Consider the following 21,562-nt stretch of genomic DNA (forward strand, 5'->3'; position numbering starts at 1 on the left):
ATTATATGAAAATGAATAAGTTTAAGATCAAAAAAGGGATGACATTAATTGAGGTAATAATTAGTGTTACCCTTTTATCCATATTATTAGTACCTTTATCAACAGTTGTAATTTCAAGCTTGAAAAATAGTAAAGATGGAGAGTATAAGCAAAAAGCAAGTTATATAGGACAAAAAGTCATTGAAGAATTAAAAGCCTATGATAAAATCACTTTAAAGTCAGACAATACAGATGGTAGTGATAGATATTATGAATTATTAGATGGGGATAAGATAAAAGAGATATCAGAAAATAACTTTGTTGGAAATTTTGAAAGAACTATATTTGGAGCTATTGATGAAACAAATAGGCCAAAGGAAACAAAGTTTAAGGTAGAAGTTACAATGAAGAGAAATTCAAGTTTTAATTTTAATAATACTAATAATATAGATGAAGATAAGGCTAAGTATAAAATTGTTTTTGAAAACAAGGGAATAGGATATACGGTAAGAATAGAAAGTGATATTCCTCAGGAGCTAATTGTAAGTGATGAATTAGTTTTTAATGTTAATAATGAAGGCCTAGAAATTTATAATAAGTCAGATGATAAGATTAAAATATATACTTCAGCCCTTGATGATAAAGAAAATATTTTACTTATTGATGTAAAAGATACATATGATAAGGCAACTAATATTAACTTAAGTAATAATAGTAAGGAATTATTAGAGATAAATTTAATTAAGGAAAAGTCATTAAATAATATAAAGATTAATTCTTATAAGGGAAATATATTGTTGTCAGAATTTAATAAAGATGATTTAAACAATATAGCAAATATGTACAACTATGAAGTAGTAGTGAAGGATATTAGTGATAAAGTTTTATTTAAGGGCTCGTCAAGTAGCAATATTATTATTAAGTAAGGTGGTGAATTCATTTGAAAAAGAAGAAGAGGGGCTCTACCTTTGTAGTGGTAGTGATAGTTATGGCAATTATATTTACAACAGGTACAACAGTATTAGCTTTAACAGCCAGTAATTATAAAATGAGAATTAATGAAAGTAAAAGGCTACAAAATTTATATGAAGCAGACTCAGGTTTAGATGTAGTTGAAAATATAATTATAAAAACATCCCAAGAAGCTATAAAATATGCAGATAAAGAAGTGAAAAAAGAATTCACCAAGGAAGAAAGTAAAAATAGGGAAGAAATAAATAAGATTTTTAAAGAGAAGTTTTATGAATTTTTATCTTTAAATAAGAAAGAATTAAATGGGAAGCAAGTAGAGATTTTACAATACTTAATTTTAAAGAAGAAAATTATAACTTCTGTTAATAATGATGGAAGTATAGATATATCAACCTTAAAAAGTGTATCAGAAGATAAAAATTATATTATTGAAATAGAAGATGGTGATTATAAAATTAATAAAGATATAAAGGGAGATATTGAAAGTATTACTTTAGATGTTAAATCTACCTTTGAAACTGTAAATGAAGATATTAAGAATAAAAGAACTGTATCTACTAACTTTGAAATAAAAGCACCAGACTATGAATCCATAATAAGTGTTGTGGATATTTATCCAGTTTTTGACGGGAAAGCAATTACTATAGATAAGAATATGATCGTTAATGGTGGGACAAGTGGTGAACTTTCAATATCAGGAGATATTTGGGTTAAGGGTGGAGATACTGATTTAGAAAATAATCCTAACTTTACTTTTGATAAATATAAAGATGGTATTAAACTTAATAACACTAAATTTAATATTGAAGGAAATATCTATACTGCCAATACTTTTATCCTAAGTAATGAGGTGAAAAAAGATTCGGAAGTTAATGGAAATATTTATGCTAAAAATATTTATATAGGAAAAGATTTATATTCTACAATATCGAGTAACAATAATATTACATTTAAAAAAGATGTAATTGTAAATAATGATTTAGCAATGAATACAACAGGTAGTACCATAACTATTGAAAATAATTTTTATGGAATTAATGATAAAACAAGTGAAATTTCAACTGCAAATAAGGCATTAACTTCAAGTAGTATTATAATAAATGAATCCCAAGGATCAAATTTAATAGTAAAGAAAAATTCCTATATTTCAGGGGTAGCTTATTTAAATGCTACAGATTCTAAAGGAAACAAATATCAAACAGGAGAGTCAGTAGCAATTAAGGGAAATTATTTGGCTTATACAGATGTAAAAGATGTTTTAGATGGAGTTAATGATGTAACTCTAAGATACTATAGTCCATTACAGCTTCTAGAAAGCATAAATGGAAGTAGTGATGCTGATACAAAGGCAAATTATTTTATAGATTATTACTCTAAGGAAAATAAAAAATATGAATATAAAGTTGGAGGAGTAGATCTTCAAGGAAAGGTTGTTTCAGCTGGTGCTAGTGTTAAAGGTAGTGACGGAAAGATTCAAAAAACATTAATAAAGGATGAAGATTGGAAAATTATTAACAATGAAAGAGAAGAATTTGCTAGAAATGTATTTGCCATGGGAGATACTACAAATCTAGGTGAAAATATATATGAAAATCAAACTGTATTAAGGACAGTAGGAAAAGAAATAGATTTTTCTAGTATAGGGAATTTTCAAATAATAGAATCTAGAAATGGAACTTTAATATTAAATGGAGAAGCTTCAGAAATTATCATAGAAGATAACAAGTTAAAAGGAAAAAATATTGAAAAAGCTTTAATTATAAGTAATGGAGATATAAAAATAAAAGGGAGCTTTAATTTTACAGGAACTATAATCACTTCAGGTAATATTACATTTGAGGGTAGCGAAAAGAAGGAAATAAAATATGATGCAGAAGTAGTAAGGGGCGTTATAGCAGATAATTATGATCTTGTTAAGAATATTTTCAAGAAAACATCTTCAAAAGGTAAGGAAGTTAAAATAAGTTCATCTTCTGAAATGTATAATGTAGAAAAATTTTTAAAGCAATCTTTATGGAAGATAGAAAGATAGGAGAAGGATATGAGAAAAAAGAAAAAAGCCTTTACCTTACTTGAGCTTATAATAACCTTAAGTATAACTGTAGTTGTACTTGGAACAATATATACTTTTTTCTTAAGTAATAGTAAAACCATAATAACTACTGAAATTAATACAGACCTACAAACTGAATCGCAGAAAATACAAAATCAGTTGTTAGAATGTGGTACTGAAGCTAATAGTATATATAGTCTTAATGGAATTGAAGTAAAATCAAATAATATGGAATATAGTGATGTTTTTAAGGACAGTGATAAACTCGCTATTAATGAAATAACCTTCCAGATTGAAGGAGATAAATATACATTTTCTTTTAATAGCTCAACTAGAATATTAACTTTAAGAAAAAATCTTGAGGGGATAGTTGAATTATCGCAGAATGTTAAGGAGTTTCAAATAAGACCATTAGACTATAGGATGAAGCCAGATGGTAAATTATATGATGCTAATGGAGTAGAAATATCATATATTTTAAATGTAAAAAGAGGGTATTCAGATGTAACTATTCCAGCTAGTGTAATAGTTAAATTTAGAAATAAGTAAGGAAAAGAGGGGATAAGATGGTTAAAAATAAGCAGAAAAAATTAATAAGCATTATAATTTCTTTCTTAGTTGTAATGTCTTTAATATCCCTAAAAAATTTTAGTGTAAAAGCAAATGAGGAATTAACAAAGCCAACTTTTAAAATTAGCAATTTAACTGCTAACCCTAATAGAGCTAGAGTTGGAGAAGATATTCTTGTATCTGGAGAACTAGTTCCTCAGGATTTTGAAAAAAAAATTAAACCTAAAGAGATAGTTTTAGTTTTAGATACTTCTAAAAGTATGAAGGATAAGATAAGTGTAAATGGTGTAGAAACAAGTAAAATTGAAGAGGTAAAAAAATCAGCAATAGAATTTGTAGATAAAATGAAAGAGGCTAATAACTTAAAAATAAGTATAATAACTTATGGAAGTACAGCTAAAATAAATAAGATAAATATAGTTGGAGCAAACACTTCTTTAATACCTGTAAATAAGGATAATATTGAAAATATAAAAACAGTTATAAATAATATTACTCCATCTGGAGGAACGAATATAGGAGAAGGGTTAAGACAAGCTATATACTTATTAAATAATTCTTCTGAAAGCAACAAGGATGCAGATAAGACAGTAATTTTAATGTCAGATGCTTTACCAACCTACTGTACTGTAGCTTCTAAAGAGCCTATTAGTTATTATCTAGATACAACAAAGGAACTTGGAGGTACAACATGGAACAGTGGAAGTGGCTCTAATGATGTATATGGATATGATTTAAATTATGCTAAAGAAATAGGTAAACTAATAAACTTAAGTAAGTTTAAAGTGTTTACAATAGGGTATGGATTACAAGATGAAGGGTTAAAGAAATTTAAGGAAATTCATTCCGTTATGTCAGGATTAACACCAGAGCAAAGTAGTGTAGAAAACGGGTTTTATTCTAAAAGTGATGGATCTATAGAGCAAATATTTAATAAAGTTGGAGATAAAATTATTGAAAATTACTTACTTCAAGAGTCAGAGCTAGATTTAAATGCAAAAATGGTTGAATTTAATTTTAATGGTAATGTTATTAAGGTTAAGGATATAGATTATAAAAGGAAATCTACTGATGAGGAAGTTAAGAAAACAGGGAAAATAATATATCATGCTGATCCTATAGAATTTAGTTTTATTGCTAGGGGCACCAAGGTAGGAGATAATCAGCAAATTTTAAAGCAAATAGATATTAATTTCCTATTTGAAAATAATAAGATTAAAGAAAGTCATACTGTGGATTTAAGAGTAGATATAATAGAAGATGATTTACCACATATATCGGCTAATCTTATAAGTGATAAAAATATTCAAATTAATAGCAATGATGAAATAACATTAAAATATGAGGTTATTCCAGAAGAGTTTACTTATTATGATTTTAATAGCAGTGGAAATATGGATGTTGTTATAGTTCTTGAAGATGGGTATAAAGTACAAAATACAATGATAGATATAAAAAATGCTCTTTGGAATAAATTGATAAATATGATGAAGGATGAATATAATGTAAAATATTCATTAATTATGTTTGATAATAAGAATGCAGATAAAAAGTTTTCTTTAAATAAGTATCCTTATGATAGTAAGTATTACTTACAAATAGAGCAAGAAATAAAAAATATAGAAAATGGTAAGTACACAAATTCAAATTCTAAAGCAACATATACTGGATTAAAAGAAGCTTATAATGAATTAATTAATAATTCAAGAAAGAATGCTAGTAAAAATATACTTTTAATATCAAACAATGATTGTAATTATCATAAATTTAATAATGAGTACCAATCATTATTTAATGATATAAAGAATAGTGGAATTAATTTAGTTTCTCTATCCTTAGAAAGTGAAAAGAAGGATAGTGATCTATATTATATAATGGAACAAATATGCGGAAAAAATAATGATAATATAGTTTATAACAATAATGTTGATAATGGAGTTAACAATAATACAATGGACTTAGCAAGGAAAAAGTTAATTTCACTTTCAACTCCTAAAAATTATGATTTTAATACTAAAATAAAATTGAATATTAGTAATGATTTTATTCCTATATCAGGAATAAATAATATAGGAGAAGTAGATGTACCTACAATAACATATAAGCATATTGGTAATAATTTATATAGGGCAGAAAGCAAAATAGTAGAAGTAAAGTTAAAAGCAAATAATTTACCTTCTGGAAGTTATAATTTCGGAAGTGAAGGAGATAATTATATTTTCTATAAAAGTTTAAGTAATAGGGATCTAAAATTCAATGTAAAAACACCTACAATATTTGTTAAGCCCCAAGTAGAATATGTAAATCATGGTTTATATAATGGATTAAATAGTAATGGAGAAATAATAATCCAAGAAAATAATGGACAATCATTTGATGTAACTCCAAATTCTACAGTGACCTTTGGTTCAAACTTTATCTTAAAGGGGAATAATATAGATTTAATTTTAAATGTTGATAATAATTTAAGGATTAATGATGAAGAAATTAAAGTCTATATATTAATTAATAATAAGCTTGAAGAAGTTAAGAAAGTCACTATAAGCAATAAAGGAAGCAACAAATATGAAATATCAATCCTAGGTTTTGAAGAGTCTACAGAAATAGATAAGAATATATTAATAGTCTATAGAGGTACTGTAGGTGAGATGGAAAAATCAGATATGAAAAATACGATAACTATAAGTAATATATCAAAGGATGTTGATATGTCTACAAAAACCTCTAATGATGGACCAAGACTTCCAGATTTATTCTAAATATAAGGTGGGGAGGTTTTAGAATGAAAAAAAAGAAAAACTTAATTATAGTAGCTTTAGCTATAGTGATTGTGAGTATAGTTTCCTTTAATGTATTAGCAGAAGGTAATAATGAAGCTAATAAAACACCTTTAGATTATGTTCTCTTTGCTAGTGAAAATATTCGTATAGAAGGTTCTGATGTTGTGTTAAAAGGAGATGTATGGGCTAATGATAATTTAACTTTTTACGGAACAACTTTTAAAATAAAAGGTAATACGTGGAGTAGTAATGATATTAAGAAAAATAATGATTATATCAATAATTTATGGTTTAATAGTTATACGAAATTGGATATAGAAGGAAAAGCTAATATAATTTCAGAGAAAAAGAAAATGATAGACTTGATGCCTGATATAGAGAATGTAGCTAAGAATAATGCTGTCACATATAATGGAAATAAAGTTATAAGTAATGAGGATTTAAATAAAAATTCAATTATAGTGACAAATGGAATGGTTTCAGGAAGTTTAACAGAGTTAAATAATTATATAGTAGCAGACGATAAAATTAATATTAGTTTATCTAATGCCAAGGGAATATTAGGAGATAAGGAAAAGCAAGACTTAATAAATAAAAAGCCTATTGCAATAGCTTCTAAAAAAATAACTAATACCCCAACTAATTTATCTTCATATGATAGTAGTATTTATATTAAAAGCGATGATGGAATAGCAATAGTAGGAAGTATATATGCTCCAAATGGGAATATAAAAATAGAAGCAAGAAGCATATATATTGTAGGCAACATTATAGCTAAAAATATTTATTTAAGAACATCATATTTATACGGAAATGATGAAAACAAAATAATATTTGATGAAGATTTATAAAAAATAAAGGAGGTTTCTTTGAAATCTCCTTTATTTTTTTATTCCTTAAAGGGTGCTCTAATAAACTAATATAATGCTGAAGATAATATGCGCAAAGGTGACTTGGAGCGGAGCGACGGAACCGACAGTAGTATTATCAGTATTATATTACTAAATAAAATCTTTATGAAATCTTAATGTTATCATTAGCAATCCTAACACTATCTTTATGCGAGATTTTATATAATTTCTATGAAAGGGGGAATAAAAGTGTCAGCAATTATTACTTTAATAGGCATAGTAGCTTTATCATTGTTTATTTATTTAAGTTATATTTTATTAAGAGGTGAAGAGGAATGATTAGCTCAATAATACAGTACTCATTATATTTAGGAATTTTAGTTGTACTAGCTATTCCATTAGGAAATTATATTGGAAAAGTAATGAATGGAGAGAAAACATTTCTAAGTAGGATATTAAATCCAATAGAAAATTTTATATACAAGATTGTTGGAATAGATAAGAATGAAGAGATGGATTGGAAGAAATACGCAAAGTCAGTATTAATATTTAGTTTACTAGGATTTGTAATATTGTTTTTATTACAGGTTTTACAAGGTGTACTTCCATTAAATCCAGAAAAAATTAAGGGGCTTAGTTTTGATTTAAGCTTTAATACTGCATCAAGCTTTGTAAGTAATACAAATTGGCAGGCTTATTCAGGAGAAAGTCAATTAAGTTATTTGACTCAAACTCTTGGGTTAACAGTTCAAAACTTTGTATCTGCAGCAACAGGTATAGCTGTTTTGTTTGCACTTATAAGAGGATTTACTAGGGTAAAAGAAAAAACAATAGGAAACTTTTGGGTGGATACAACAAGAAGTATAGTTCATGTACTAATGCCGTTATCAATAGTTGTTTCTTTACTAATAGCTTCACAGGGAGTTGTACAAAACTTTTCAGCTTATAAAGAAGTAGATTTATTACAACCAATAACACTAGAAGATGGAACTATAGTAACAAAGCAAGTGGTTCCACAGGGGCCAGCTGCTAGCCAAATTGCAATTAAACAACTAGGGACTAATGGAGGAGGATTTTTTGGAGTAAACTCTGCTCATCCTTTTGAAAATCCAACACCATTTAGTAATGTGGTAGAAATGATATCAATACTATTAATACCAGCTGCCTTATGCTTTACTTTCGGAAGAAATATTAAAGATAAAAGACAGGGAAGAGCTATATTTATAGCTATGTTCATAATGTTAATAATGGCTCTTGCTGTAATAGCAGTAAATGAAGCAAAAGCTACTCCACAATTAGCCCAAAATGGAACTGTAAACATCTCCTCAATAAATCAAGCTGGAGGAAATATGGAAGGGAAGGAAGCAAGGTTTGGTATAGCGTCCTCATCAACTTGGGCAGCCTTTACAACAGCAGCATCCAATGGTTCAGTAAATTCTATGCATGATAGTTATACACCTTTAGGAGGAATGGTAACTATGTTATTAATGCAATTAGGAGAAGTTATTTTTGGAGGAGTTGGTTGTGGTCTATATGGAATGCTAGCTTTTGCTATAATAGCAGTATTTATTGCTGGACTTATGGTTGGTAGAACTCCTGAATATTTAGGAAAGAAAATAGAACCTTATGAAATGAAAATGGCTATGTTAGTTTGCCTTGCAACGCCTATTGCAACATTAATAGGAAGTGGAATAGCATCATTAGTACCAAGTGTGGCAAATAGCCTTACTAATACTGGAGCACATGGTTTTTCGGAATTACTTTATGCTTATTCATCAGCAGGAGGTAATAATGGATCAGCCTTTGCAGGATTTCAAGCTAATACAGTTTTTATAAATATAAGTTTAGGATTAATAATGTTGTTTGTGAGATTTGTACCAATGCTAGGAACCCTTGCAATTGCAGGTTCATTAGTTAGAAAGAAAAAGGTTGCAGTTGGAGTAGGAACATTACCAACTCATAATACTTTATTTATTGGTTTATTAATATTTATTGTCCTTTTAGTAGGTGCACTAAGCTTTTTCCCAGCTCTTGCTTTAGGACCAATTGCAGAATTTTTTCAATCAATAGGATAGAAGGAGGAAATTAAAATGAAAGAAAATAAGGGTTTTCTATCTGATAAGAAAATATTAAAAAGAGCAATTAAGGATTCCTTTATAAAGTTAAATCCAAAAATTCAAAAAGAAAATCCAGTAATGTTTATCGTATATATAGCATCAATATTAACTACAATTTTATATTTTCTATCTCTATTAGGAATTAAAGATAATACACCAAGCTTTATTTTAGGAATATCAATATTACTTTGGTTTACAGTTTTATTTGCAAACTTTGCAGAAGCAATAGCTGAAGGTAGAGGTAAGGCTCAAGCTGATGCATTAAGATCTTCTAAAAAAGATGTATTAGCAAGTAAAATTCCATCTTTAGAAGAAAGAGAAAATATACAAAAAGTAAATTCAACTGAACTTAGAAAAGGCGATATAATTATTGTTTTTGCAGGAGAACAAATTCCAGCAGATGGAGATGTTATTGATGGAGCAGCTTCAGTAGATGAAAGTGCAATTACAGGGGAATCTGCTCCGGTTATTCGCGAAAGTGGTGGAGATAGAAGTGCAGTTACAGGTGGAACTACTGTAATATCTGATTGGTTAATTATTAAAGTTAGTAATGATCCAGGAGAAAGCTTCATGGATAAAATGATAGCTATGGTAGAAGGAGCTGCAAGAAAGAAAACTCCAAATGAAAAAGCATTAGAGATACTTTTAGTTTCTCTTACAATAATATTCCTTATAGTTACAGTTTCTCTATACACTTATTCAGAGTTTATTTCAAATGAGGCAGGAAATATAAATACTACTTCAATAACTTCATTAATAGCTTTATTAGTGTGTTTAGCCCCAACTACAATAGGAGCTTTATTATCAGCTATTGGAATTGCTGGTATGAGCAGATTAAATGAAGCCAATGTTTTAGCTATGAGTGGTAGAGCTATTGAAGCAGCAGGAGATGTAGATATATTAATGTTAGATAAAACAGGAACTATAACTCTTGGAAATAGACAAGCTACAGAATTTATACCAGTAAATGGAGTAGATATAAAAGAATTAGCAGATGCAGCTCAATTATCTTCAATTGCTGATGAAACTCCAGAAGGAAGAAGTATAGTGATTTTAGCTAAAAATCAATTTGGAATTAGAGGAAGAGATATAGGAAGTTTAAATGCTGAATTTATTGAGTTTACAGCTAAAACAAGAATGAGTGGAATTGATTTTAATGGAAATGAAATAAGAAAGGGAGCAGCAGATGCTGTAAAGAGATATGTAATAGAAAATGGGGGTTACTTTTCAAAAGAGTGTGAGGAGAAAGTAGAGAAAATTGCAAGAGTAGGTGGTACTCCTTTAGTAGTTTGTAAAAATAATAAAGTCTTAGGTATAATACATCTAAAAGACATTGTAAAAAATGGCGTGAAAGAAAAATTTTCAGATCTTAGAAAAATGGGTATAAAAACTATAATGATAACAGGTGATAATCCTTTAACAGCAGCAGCTATAGCAGCAGAAGCAGGAGTAGATGACTTTTTAGCAGAGGCAACTCCAGAAGGAAAGTTAAATATGATAAAGAACTTTCAAAAGAAGGGTCATTTAGTTGCTATGACAGGAGATGGAACAAATGATGCACCAGCTTTAGCACAGGCAGATGTTGCAGTTGCTATGAATACAGGAACTCAAGCTGCTAAAGAAGCTGGAAATATGGTGGATTTAGATTCTTCACCTACAAAACTTATAGAAATTGTTAGGATAGGAAAACAACTATTAATGACAAGAGGTGCTTTAACTACTTTTAGTATAGCAAATGACTTAGCTAAGTATTTTGCTATAATACCACCTTTATTTATTGGACTTTATCCAGAGCTACAAAAGTTAAATATAATGAATTTAAATAGTCCGGAAAGTGCAATATTTTCAGCAGTTATTTATAATGCGTTAATTATAATTGCTTTAATACCATTAGCACTAAAGGGAGTAAAATATAGAGAAGTTCCAGCAAATAAATTATTATCGAGAAATTTATTAGTATATGGACTAGGTGGAATAGTAGCTCCATTTATAGCGATAAAAATAATAGATATCATAATAACTGCTATTGGATTAGTATAGGGGGAAAAGTTATGAAAAGTATTAAAAAGGCATTTAAGTTTATTTTAATATTTACTATAATTTGTGGTTTAATATATCCAGTTTTTATAACAGGTATTTCACAAATTTTATTTAAAGATAAGGCAAATGGTAGTATTATAGAAATAAATGGGAAGGTTTATGGAAGTACTTTATTAGCTCAAGAGTTTACTGGTGATGAGTATATGTGGGGACGTATTATGAATTTAGATACTACTACTTATAAGAATGAAAGTGGAGAAGTATTAATGTATGGAACTCCATCAAATTTAAGTCCAGCTAGTGATGAATATGAAAAGCTAATAAAGGAGAGAGTTAATAAAATAAAGGAAGCAAATCCTGAAATGAAAGATGAAGCTATTCCGGTAGACTTAGTTACTGCTTCAGGTAGTGGATTAGATCCACATATATCCATAGAAGCAGCAGAATATCAAGTAGATAGAATAGCTAAAAGTAGAAATATAAGCAATGAAGAAGTTAATAAAATTATTAAAAAGTACACAAAGGGAAGAACTTTTGGGGTGTTTGGAGAAGAAACAGTTAATGTACTAAAAGTTAACCTTGCCCTAGATGGAAAGTTGGAGTAATAGATAGTTGACAGTTAACAATAGAGAATTTAGTAGAAAAATTCTACAGAAGTTTTCAAAATTTAATTTATAGTTATTCAGCGTTAGATGAATAACTTCCTTAATTATTAATTATGCATTATAAAATATCAATTAAAATGGGGTGCTAGTTTATGGAAAACCGTCCTAATCCTGATGAGTTATTAAGAAAGATAAAAGAAAATGAAGAGAAAAATAAAAAGGGTAAATTAAAAATATTCTTTGGTTATGCAGCTGGTGTAGGTAAAACCTATGCCATGTTAGATGCTGCTCATGCAGCTAAAAAAGCAGGTATAGATGTTGTAGTAGGATATATAGAGCCACATACAAGACCGGAAACACTAGCTTTATTAGAAGGATTAGAGGTTTTACCAAAACTAGAAGTAGAATATAGAGGAATAATACTAAAGGAATTTGATTTAGATCAAGCATTAAAAAGAAAACCTCAGTTAATATTAGTAGATGAACTTGCCCACACTAATGTTGAAGGGTTAAGGCATAAAAAAAGATATTGTGATATAGAAGAGTTGCTAAATGCAGGAATAGATGTTTACACTACAGTTAATGTTCAGCATATAGAAAGTTTAAATGATATTGTTGCTTCAATTACTAATGTAGTAGTTAAAGAAAGAGTTCCTGATAGATTTTTTAATGATGCATTTCAAGTAGAACTAATAGATATAGAGCCTTCTGATTTAATAGAAAGATTAAATGCAGGAAAGATATACAAAAATGACCAAGCTAAAAGAGCTTTAGACAACTTCTTTATTAGAGAAAATCTAGTTGCTTTACGGGAAATATCATTAAGAGAAACAGCAGATAGAGTAAATAAAGAAGTAAATATAAACAAGAATTATAGTAAAAATATATACCATACAAATGAGCATATATTAGTGTGTTTAAGCTCTTCTCCATCAAATGCAAAAGTAATAAGAGCAGCTGCAAGAATGGCAGAAGCTTTTAATGCAGATTTTACAGCTTTATTTGTAGAAACTGTAGTGTCTAAGGAGTTAAATGATAAAAATATTAAAAAACTAAGAGAAAATTTAAAGCTAGCTGAAGAACTAGGAGCAAAAATTGAAACTGTATATGGTGACGATGTACCTTATCAAGTAGCAGAATATGCTAAGTTAAGTGGAGTTTCTAAGATTATAATAGGAAGAACTAAAAGAAGAAAAAGATTTTTTATATCTAAGCTTGGGTATGTAGATAGAATAATTGAATTAGCCCCTGATATAGACCTTTATGTTATACCAGATAGTGAAGATAGTTTTTATAAAAAAAGATATATACTAAAAAATATGAAATTATCTTTTTCAGATGTTATGAAAACATTAGGAATACTTGTTGGAGTTATTATAATAGGATTAATATTATATAATTTAGGATTTAGTGAAGCTAATATAATTACAGTATTTATTTTAGGAGTTTTATTAATATCAAATAAAACAAATGGATATATATATGGCGGTTTTGCTTCTCTTTTTAGTGTATTATTATTTAATTTTTTCTTTACAGTACCAAGGTTTTCACTTAATTTTTATGATCCTGGATATTTAGTTACATTTTTAATAATGCTTACATCTGCACTAGTAACAAGCACATTAACTAATAAGGTTAAATATCAGGCAAATGTATCTGCCTTAATTGCTAGTAGAACTAATATATTATTAGATGCAAGTAGAGATTTAGAAAGAAGCGATAATTTAGAAGATATTATAGTAACAGCTCAAAGACAGTTATATAAATTTTTAAGGAAACCTATTATAATTTATGAAGTAAAAGATGAAAAAATAAAAAGTATTTATAATTATAAGTATGATGATGGTAGTGAAATAGATAGTAAATACACAGGAGAAGAAGAAAAAGGTGTAGTTACCTGGGCAATAAAAAATAAAAAAAGAGCAGGAGCAAATACAGATACAATTCCAGGGGCAAAGGCTATGTATATTCCTCTTATTGGTCAAAGTGAAGTTATGGCTGTAATAGGTATAGTAATGAGAGAAGATGATAGGATTGATAGCAGTGAAAAATCATTACTAGAAGCTATACTAAGTCAAATATCCTTTGCTATAGAAAAGTATAATTTAAGTGAGTCTAAGAAGAAGGCTTTAATGCAGGCTGAAAATGAAAGGTTTAGAGCAAATTTATTAAGGGCAGTTTCTCATGATTTAAGAACACCACTTACAAGTATTTCAGGAAGTGCAAGCTCTATACTTAATAATAATTTTGATGAAGAAACAAAAAGAAGATTAACATCAGATATATATGATGATTCTATGTGGCTAATAAATTTAGTGGAAAATTTACTATCTGTATCTAGGATAGATAATGGAAATGTCAAGTTAAATACAGAGCCTCAATTAATAGAAGAAATAATAAATGAAGCACTTCAACATGTAAATCGTAGAATTTCTGAGTATAAGGTTAAGATAAATCTTAAAGATGACTTACTTATGGTGGATGTTGATGTAAGGTTAATAGTGCAAGTAATAATTAATATAGTAGATAATGCAATTAAATATACTGAAGCAGGAACAAAAATAAGAATAGATGTATTTACTAAGGGTAATAAGGTAATCGTTGAAGTTATAGATAATGGAGTAGGAATAAGCAAACAGGACCAAGAATGTATATTTGATATGTTTTTTACCGTAAGCGGTAATAAAGGTGATAGTAGAAGAGGGTTAGGGTTAGGTCTTGCATTATGTAAATCAATAATAAATGCTCATGGAGGAGAAATATATGTTAGGAATAATTATCCTCATGGAACAGTAATAGGATTTACACTATTAAAGGTGGAGGTTAAAAATGAAAGAATCGATTTTGGTAATTGAAGATGAAAAAGCAATAAGAAATTTTATGTCAGCAACTTTAGAAATTAATTCATATAACTGCATTACAGCAGAAAATGGAACACAAGGAATAACTCTTGCTACATCTCATAAGCCTGATATTATTTTATTAGATTTAGGGCTTCCAGATATAGATGGAGTTGATATAATAAAAAAGATTAGAACATGGTCTAATTGTCCTATAATAGTAGTTAGTGCTAGAAGTGAAGATAGGGATAAAATTGAAGCTTTAGATTCAGGTGCAGATGATTATTTAACTAAGCCCTTTAGTGTAGATGAACTACTTGCAAGAATAAGGGTTGCTATTCGTAAAATGAATTATGATAATTCAAAAAAAGAAGAAAGCACTGAATTTATTAATGGAAATTTAAGAATAGATTATGCATCAGGATGTGTTTTTATTGGAGAAGAAGAAACTCACTTAACTCCAATAGAATATAAATTAATATGCTTATTAGCAAAAAATGTAGGTAAGGTTTTAACTCACACATATATATTAAAAGAAATATGGGGAGTGGCTTATGAAAGTGACATACCATCTCTTAGGGTTTTTATGGCGACTTTAAGAAAAAAAATAGAAAAGAATTGTGAGAAAAACACATATATTCAAACACATATAGGAGTTGGATACAGGCTTGTAAGAATACAAGATTAGTAAAGGTGATTAATATGGGGATAATTAATAGTTCAAATATAAAAGTTTTAAAAAATAATAAAGATTTAAATGAGTATATAAAAAAATCTAGAGAAGCTATAATGAAAAAGGAATATTCTAAGGCAAAATTACTATTAAAGGAAGCTTTGTTTTTAGATAGTAGCAATGCTGAAATAGAAAATTTATTAGGGGTAATTGAAGAACTTTTAAATAATAAAAAGTTAGCTCAAAATTATTATAGAGCAGCATTAGCATTTGATTCAACTTATATCCCGGCTGAAAACAACCTAAAAAGAATATCATTAGATAATAGTGGAATTTATAAAATTGATTTAGGTTAAAAATAGAGCTGTCAAAAGGCAGCTCTATTTAAATAAATTAATGATCTAATTCACCGTTAGTTTCTATAACTTTTTTGTACCAATAAAAACTATCCTTTTTAACTCTTTTTAAATCTAAAAGGTCATCATCAGTTCTATTTACATAAACTAACCCATATCTTTTTCTAAAGCCTTGGGCAGAACTTAAAAGATCCATAAAAGACCATGGACAGTATCCCATAAGGTTAACTCCATCCTTAATAGCTAATTCACAAGCTTTTAAATGTTCTCTTAAATATTCTATTCTATAAGCATCGTGAACTTTTCCATTTTCTAATACATCTGGAGTTCCAAGTCCATTTTCAGTTATTATTAATGGAAGATGGTATCTTTGCCAATATTCATTTAAGGCTACTCTAAGGCCAGAAGGGTCTATAGCTGCCCCGTATTCTGTTGCTTTTAAGTTAGGATTCATAGACATTTTAAATAGTCCGTAAATATTAAAGTCAACTGTACCTTCTCTAAGACCAAAAGGATTATTTTCATCACAAGGTAAGAAGGAAGCACAGTTAGTTCTATAATAATTAATAGCTATAAAATCTATTTTTGCTTTTTTTAATATTTCTTTATCTTTTTCTTCGGTATAAGGCATTATATTTCTTTTCTTTAGGTATTCCATATAATATCCTGGATATTCTCCGTAATAATGCATATCTAACATATAGTAAACTTTAAAGTTATCATTCATCCTAGCAGCAAATACATCTTCTGGATTAGTGGTTAATGGATATGTTACTGATGAAGAAACGGCAGGACCTATTTTTGCATCAGGAATCATTTCATGACAAGCGTTAACAGCTAAGGCATGAGCTAAACACAAGTTATAATCCATTTGAGCACGCATTTTATCTACTTTCCATTTATCTGTTTCGTCATAAATATTAATTCTTTCTTCAACTCTAACAATTAAATTATGTTCATTATGAGGTTGCCAATATTTAACCTTGTTTCCGTATTCCTTAAAACAAAGCTTAGCATATCTTTCAAAAGCATATACTGTTTCTCTAGATTCCCACCCATTATATTTTTCTACTAGTGCAAAAGGTAAATCAAAATGATATAAGGTAACAAATGGTTCAATATTATATTCAATTAACTTATCTATAACTTTATGATAAAAGTCTATTCCTTTTTGATTTATTTCTCCATCACCATCAGGAATTATTCTAGCCCAAGAAAGTGAAAATCTATAAGTTTTCATTCCAAGTTCCTTCATAAGCTTTATATCTTCTTCGTAATTATGATAAAAGTCAGATGCTACTTTAGTATCTGCTTGCATATGAGATTTTTTAAAGGAGTTATAATCTGCAACAGTTAGTTTTTTGCCATCTTCATCCCAAGCTCCTTCAATTTGAAAGGCAGAAGATGAAGCACCCCACATAAAATCCTTTGGAAAAGTTGTATTCATAAAAATGTCAATCCTTTCATTTCATTGTTATTAATTTTTTATATCCTCAAAACCAATTATATATGTTAATAAAGCTGATCCAAAAAAAGCAATAGCGCAACCAATTAAATAACTAATAAATCCTTTTGCTCCAGCTGTGGCATATACAGGGATAGTTAAAATTCCTTGGTTTGCAAAGGCATTTCCAAAGGCACCTCCAAATCCCATAACGCCACCACCAATTGCTCCACAAATTACAGCACAAATCATTGGTTTCTTTAATCTAAGGTTTGCACCATAAATAGCAGGCTCTGTTATACCAAATAATGCTGTTATAGATGCAGATAAAGAAATTGTTTTTAAATTATCATTTTTAGTTTTAAAAAATACTCCTAAAGCAGCACCAGCCTGTGAAAAATTAGCAGCTCCTGCAAAAGCAAGTAAGTTTTGTTTTCCCATTTGAGCTACATCATTTATACCTATAGGAAGTAAAGCTCTATGAGCTCCAAATATAACTAACACACACCATAATCCACCAATAAAGGCTCCGCAAAGAGTAGGGCTTAATTCATAAATAAATTTATATGCAAAGCTTATAGTATTACCTATATAAATTCCAATTGGCCCAAATAAAAATAATGTTGCAGGTAGCATTATAATTAATGATAAAGTAGGTATCATTATTATTTTAATTACTTCAGGAATATATTTTTCAAGAAATCTTTCTACATAAGATAAAACCCAAATAGTTAAAATTATAGGAATTACTGATGATGTATAACCAGCTTTAGTTACTGAAAGACCTAAAAAGTTAACAGGATCAGTACCAGTCATAAGAGCAGTAAATGCTGGATAACAAAGAGTAGCCCCAATAACCATAGAGATTATTTTATTAGCTTTAAAAACTTTCGCAGAAGTATATCCTAAAATAATAGGCATGAAATAGAATATTGCATCTGCCATTGAGTTTAAAATAATATAACTTTGAGTTGTTTTAATATCAATATTATGTTTGTTTAAGTAATACATAGCTACTACTGATAGAATTCCTTTAATCATACCAGAGCCAGCTATAGCAGGTATAATTGGAGTGAAGATTCCAGCAATAGTAGATAATATTAAGTTAAATATATTTTCTTTTACTGGTTTATGGTTGTTGTTATTATCCACAGACATACTAGGAACTAGTTTTATTAATTCATCATAAACTTTAGTTACCTTATTACCAATAACTACTTGAAGTTGGCCCATGCTTTCAACAACTGTTATTACACCTTCTATTTTCTTTAAATTATCCATATTTACTTTAGACATATCTTTGATTTTAAATCTAAGTCTTGTCATACAATGAGTTAATTCTTTAATATTATCCTTACTACCTAAGTTTAATAGAATATTATTTGCTATCTCTTTATAATTCATTTTATCCTCCAGTTAAGCTGTTAATTAATAATAAATATCTAATAATAAATAATATACATATAATAATGAAGAAAATCAATAATATGTAGTATTTGAAATTTTATAATAAATTAAACAGAAAGGGTATTTATGAATAGACATATCAAATTAATAAAATAATTGAATTATAAATTGCAAAATCATTGACAACAGTATAGGCTAGTTATATAATATCTATAAATTAAAAATAGATTGATATAAATAACTCGTATATCCTTTGAATATGGCAGAGANACTTTAAAGTTATCATTCATCCTAGCAGCAAATACATCTTCTGGATTAGTGGTTAATGGATATGTTACTGATGAAGAAACGGCAGGACCTATTTTTGCATCAGGAATCATTTCATGACAAGCGTTAACAGCTAAGGCATGAGCTAAACACAAGTTATAATCCATTTGAGCACGCATTTTATCTACTTTCCATTTATCTGTTTCGTCATAAATATTAATTCTTTCTTCAACTCTAACAATTAAATTATGTTCATTATGAGGTTGCCAATATTTAACCTTGTTTCCGTATTCCTTAAAACAAAGCTTAGCATATCTTTCAAAAGCATATACTGTTTCTCTAGATTCCCACCCATTATATTTTTCTACTAGTGCAAAAGGTAAATCAAAATGATATAAGGTAACAAATGGTTCAATATTATATTCAATTAACTTATCTATAACTTTATGATAAAAGTCTATTCCTTTTTGATTTATTTCTCCATCACCATCAGGAATTATTCTAGCCCAAGAAAGTGAAAATCTATAAGTTTTCATTCCAAGTTCCTTCATAAGCTTTATATCTTCTTCGTAATTATGATAAAAGTCAGATGCTACTTTAGTATCTGCTTGCATATGAGATTTTTTAAAGGAGTTATAATCTGCAACAGTTAGTTTTTTGCCATCTTCATCCCAAGCTCCTTCAATTTGAAAGGCAGAAGATGAAGCACCCCACATAAAATCCTTTGGAAAAGTTGTATTCATAAAAATGTCAATCCTTTCATTTCATTGTTATTAATTTTTTATATCCTCAAAACCAATTATATATGTTAATAAAGCTGATCCAAAAAAAGCAATAGCGCAACCAATTAAATAACTAATAAATCCTTTTGCTCCAGCTGTGGCATATACAGGGATAGTTAAAATTCCTTGGTTTGCAAAGGCATTTCCAAAGGCACCTCCAAATCCCATAACGCCACCACCAATTGCTCCACAAATTACAGCACAAATCATTGGTTTCTTTAATCTAAGGTTTGCACCATAAATAGCAGGCTCTGTTATACCAAATAATGCTGTTATAGATGCAGATAAAGAAATTGTTTTTAAATTATCATTTTTAGTTTTAAAAAATACTCCTAAAGCAGCACCAGCCTGTGAAAAATTAGCAGCTCCTGCAAAAGCAAGTAAGTTTTGTTTTCCCATTTGAGCTACATCATTTATACCTATAGGAAGTAAAGCTCTATGAGCTCCAAATATAACTAACACACACCATAATCCACCAATAAAGGCTCCGCAAAGAGTAGGGCTTAATTCATAAATAAATTTATATGCAAAGCTTATAGTATTACCTATATAAATTCCAATTGGCCCAAATAAAAATAATGTTGCAGGTAGCATTATAATTAATGATAAAGTAGGTATCATTATTATTTTAATTACTTCAGGAATATATTTTTCAAGAAATCTTTCTACATAAGATAAAACCCAAATAGTTAAAATTATAGGAATTACTGATGATGTATAACCAGCTTTAGTTACTGAAAGACCTAAAAAGTTAACAGGATCAGTACCAGTCATAAGAGCAGTAAATGCTGGATAACAAAGAGTAGCCCCAATAACCATAGAGATTATTTTATTAGCTTTAAAAACTTTCGCAGAAGTATATCCTAAAATAATAGGCATGAAATAGAATATTGCATCTGCCATTGAGTTTAAAATAATATAACTTTGAGTTGTTTTAATATCAATATTATGTTTGTTTAAGTAATACATAGCTACTACTGATAGAATTCCTTTAATCATACCAGAGCCAGCTATAGCAGGTATAATTGGAGTGAAGATTCCAGCAATAGTAGATAATATTAAGTTAAATATATTTTCTTTTACTGGTTTATGGTTGTTGTTATTATCCACAGACATACTAGGAACTAGTTTTATTAATTCATCATAAACTTTAGTTACCTTATTACCAATAACTACTTGAAGTTGGCCCATGCTTTCAACAACTGTTATTACACCTTCTATTTTCTTTAAATTATCCATATTTACTTTAGACATATCTTTGATTTTAAATCTAAGTCTTGTCATACAATGAGTTAATTCTTTAATATTATCCTTACTACCTAAGTTTAATAGAATATTATTTGCTATCTCTTTATAATTCATTTTATCCTCCAGTTAAGCTGTTAATTAATAATAAATATCTAATAATAAATAATATACATATAATAATGAAGAAAATCAATAATATGTAGTATTTGAAATTTTATAATAAATTAAACAGAAAGGGTATTTATGAATAGACATATCAAATTAATAAAATAATTGAATTATAAATTGCAAAATCATTGACAACAGTATAGGCTAGTTATATAATATCTATAAATTAAAAATAGATTGATATAAATAACTCGTATATCCTTTGAATATGGCAGAGAGTATCTACCGGAAACCTTAAATTTCCGACTATGGGTGATTTTGATATACTATACCTATATATATTATTATGTAGAGTTAGGCATATTAACTTCACTTAGAAGATTAGTATGTCTTTTTTTATACACAAAAATAGATATAAAAATGAATGATATAATTCATTTTTATAAAAATATGAAAGAAAATAATCATTT

Annotated in this window: 15 protein-coding genes and 1 riboswitch; of the genes, 11 read left to right on the plus strand and 4 right to left on the minus strand. The window is 28.3% G+C overall.

Going from position 1 to position 21,562, the window contains the following annotated elements; genetic code table 11:
• Window positions 1–11 precede the first annotated feature (11 nt).
• The 11 genes from BN6774_RS03725 (at window position 12) to BN6774_RS03775 (ending at window position 15,836) form a co-directional block, all read left to right on the plus strand.
• Complete coding sequence (locus tag BN6774_RS03725; protein WP_207644562.1) at window positions 12–905, plus strand: type IV pilus modification PilV family protein; 894 nt, start codon at window positions 12–14, stop codon at window positions 903–905.
• 14 nt (window positions 906–919) lie between these two features.
• Window positions 920–2,983: a hypothetical protein gene (locus tag BN6774_RS03730; RefSeq protein ID WP_235829577.1), complete on the plus strand. Its 2,064-nt coding sequence runs from the start codon at window positions 920–922 to the stop codon at window positions 2,981–2,983.
• Window positions 2,984–2,992: 9 nt separating this feature from the next.
• Window positions 2,993–3,553, plus strand: a complete 561-nt coding sequence (locus tag BN6774_RS03735) for a type II secretion system protein (protein ID WP_066890174.1) — start codon at window positions 2,993–2,995, stop codon at window positions 3,551–3,553.
• 17 nt (window positions 3,554–3,570) lie between these two features.
• Window positions 3,571–6,333, plus strand: coding sequence for a VWA domain-containing protein (locus BN6774_RS03740; protein WP_066890175.1), 2,763 nt, complete (start codon window positions 3,571–3,573; stop codon window positions 6,331–6,333).
• Window positions 6,334–6,356: 23 nt separating this feature from the next.
• A complete protein-coding gene (locus BN6774_RS03745; protein ID WP_066890178.1) occupies window positions 6,357–7,205 on the plus strand; it encodes a hypothetical protein in 849 nt (282 codons plus the stop codon).
• A gap of 335 nt (window positions 7,206–7,540) precedes the next feature.
• Window positions 7,541–9,280, plus strand: a complete 1,740-nt coding sequence (gene kdpA, locus BN6774_RS03750) for a potassium-transporting ATPase subunit KdpA (protein WP_066890180.1) — start codon at window positions 7,541–7,543, stop codon at window positions 9,278–9,280.
• A gap of 15 nt (window positions 9,281–9,295) precedes the next feature.
• Entirely contained in the window at window positions 9,296–11,362 is a 2,067-nt protein-coding gene (gene kdpB, locus BN6774_RS03755; protein WP_066890182.1) for a potassium-transporting ATPase subunit KdpB, read from the plus strand.
• Window positions 11,363–11,373: 11 nt separating this feature from the next.
• Window positions 11,374–11,967 carry a potassium-transporting ATPase subunit KdpC gene (gene kdpC / locus BN6774_RS03760; protein WP_066890184.1) on the plus strand — a complete coding sequence of 198 codons (594 nt, stop codon included), beginning with the start codon at window positions 11,374–11,376 and terminating at the stop codon, window positions 11,965–11,967.
• A 152-nt stretch (window positions 11,968–12,119) separates the two neighbouring features.
• The gene (locus tag BN6774_RS03765; protein ID WP_066890186.1) at window positions 12,120–14,822 is read left to right on the plus strand and encodes a sensor histidine kinase; all 2,703 of its coding nucleotides are present in this window, start codon (window positions 12,120–12,122) and stop codon (window positions 14,820–14,822) included.
• On the plus strand, window positions 14,797–15,495 hold the full coding sequence (locus tag BN6774_RS03770; protein ID WP_066890188.1) for a response regulator: 699 nt from the start codon (window positions 14,797–14,799) through the stop codon (window positions 15,493–15,495). The genes BN6774_RS03765 and BN6774_RS03770 overlap by 26 nt, the downstream gene beginning before the upstream one ends.
• 14 nt (window positions 15,496–15,509) lie before the next feature.
• Complete coding sequence (locus BN6774_RS03775) at window positions 15,510–15,836, plus strand: hypothetical protein (RefSeq protein WP_066890190.1); 327 nt, start codon at window positions 15,510–15,512, stop codon at window positions 15,834–15,836.
• A gap of 37 nt (window positions 15,837–15,873) precedes the next feature.
• Here BN6774_RS03775 and BN6774_RS03780 read toward each other — a convergent pair whose 3' ends face one another.
• The 4 genes from BN6774_RS03780 to BN6774_RS03795 all read right to left on the minus strand — a co-directional run bounded on the left by BN6774_RS03780 (window position 15,874) and on the right by BN6774_RS03795 (window position 21,098).
• A complete protein-coding gene (locus BN6774_RS03780; RefSeq protein ID WP_066890192.1) occupies window positions 15,874–17,283 on the minus strand; it encodes a glycoside hydrolase family 1 protein in 1,410 nt (469 codons plus the stop codon).
• 30 nt (window positions 17,284–17,313) lie between these two features.
• Window positions 17,314–18,684 carry a PTS transporter subunit EIIC gene (locus tag BN6774_RS03785; RefSeq protein ID WP_084766855.1) on the minus strand — a complete coding sequence of 457 codons (1,371 nt, stop codon included), beginning with the start codon at window positions 18,682–18,684 and terminating at the stop codon, window positions 17,314–17,316.
• Between the two features lie 179 nt (window positions 18,685–18,863).
• Complete coding sequence (locus BN6774_RS03790) at window positions 18,864–19,697, minus strand: glycoside hydrolase family 1 protein (protein WP_407922086.1); 834 nt, start codon at window positions 19,695–19,697, stop codon at window positions 18,864–18,866.
• Window positions 19,698–19,727: 30 nt separating this feature from the next.
• Window positions 19,728–21,098: a PTS transporter subunit EIIC gene (locus BN6774_RS03795; RefSeq protein ID WP_084766855.1), complete on the minus strand. Its 1,371-nt coding sequence runs from the start codon at window positions 21,096–21,098 to the stop codon at window positions 19,728–19,730.
• A 225-nt stretch (window positions 21,099–21,323) separates the two neighbouring features.
• A riboswitch (purine riboswitch) is annotated at window positions 21,324–21,421 on the plus strand.
• Window positions 21,422–21,562 lie beyond the last annotated feature (141 nt).

It is taken from the genome of Clostridium nigeriense, from assembly GCF_900086595.1.
Lineage (GTDB): Bacteria > Bacillota > Clostridia > Clostridiales > Clostridiaceae > Clostridium > Clostridium nigeriense.

Excerpts from the sequence above, each read along its gene's own strand:
- BN6774_RS03770 (WP_066890188.1), top strand. The coding sequence starts at position 14,797 with ATGAAAGAATCGATTTTGGTAATTGAAGATGAAAAAGCAATAAGAAAT.
- BN6774_RS03745 (WP_066890178.1), top strand. The coding sequence starts at position 6,357 with ATGAAAAAAAAGAAAAACTTAATTATAGTAGCTTTAGCTATAGTGATT.
- BN6774_RS03795 (WP_084766855.1), bottom strand. The coding sequence starts at position 21,098 with ATGAATTATAAAGAGATAGCAAATAATATTCTATTAAACTTAGGTAGT.
- kdpA (WP_066890180.1), top strand. The coding sequence starts at position 7,541 with ATGATTAGCTCAATAATACAGTACTCATTATATTTAGGAATTTTAGTT.
- BN6774_RS03735 (WP_066890174.1), top strand. The coding sequence starts at position 2,993 with ATGAGAAAAAAGAAAAAAGCCTTTACCTTACTTGAGCTTATAATAACC.
- BN6774_RS03765 (WP_066890186.1), top strand. The coding sequence starts at position 12,120 with ATGGAAAACCGTCCTAATCCTGATGAGTTATTAAGAAAGATAAAAGAA.
- BN6774_RS03775 (WP_066890190.1), top strand. The coding sequence starts at position 15,510 with ATGGGGATAATTAATAGTTCAAATATAAAAGTTTTAAAAAATAATAAA.
- BN6774_RS03785 (WP_084766855.1), bottom strand. The coding sequence starts at position 18,684 with ATGAATTATAAAGAGATAGCAAATAATATTCTATTAAACTTAGGTAGT.
- kdpC (WP_066890184.1), top strand. The coding sequence starts at position 11,374 with ATGAAAAGTATTAAAAAGGCATTTAAGTTTATTTTAATATTTACTATA.
- BN6774_RS03780 (WP_066890192.1), bottom strand. The coding sequence starts at position 17,283 with ATGAATACAACTTTTCCAAAGGATTTTATGTGGGGTGCTTCATCTTCT.
- BN6774_RS03725 (WP_207644562.1), top strand. The coding sequence starts at position 12 with ATGAATAAGTTTAAGATCAAAAAAGGGATGACATTAATTGAGGTAATA.
- BN6774_RS03740 (WP_066890175.1), top strand. The coding sequence starts at position 3,571 with ATGGTTAAAAATAAGCAGAAAAAATTAATAAGCATTATAATTTCTTTC.
- kdpB (WP_066890182.1), top strand. The coding sequence starts at position 9,296 with ATGAAAGAAAATAAGGGTTTTCTATCTGATAAGAAAATATTAAAAAGA.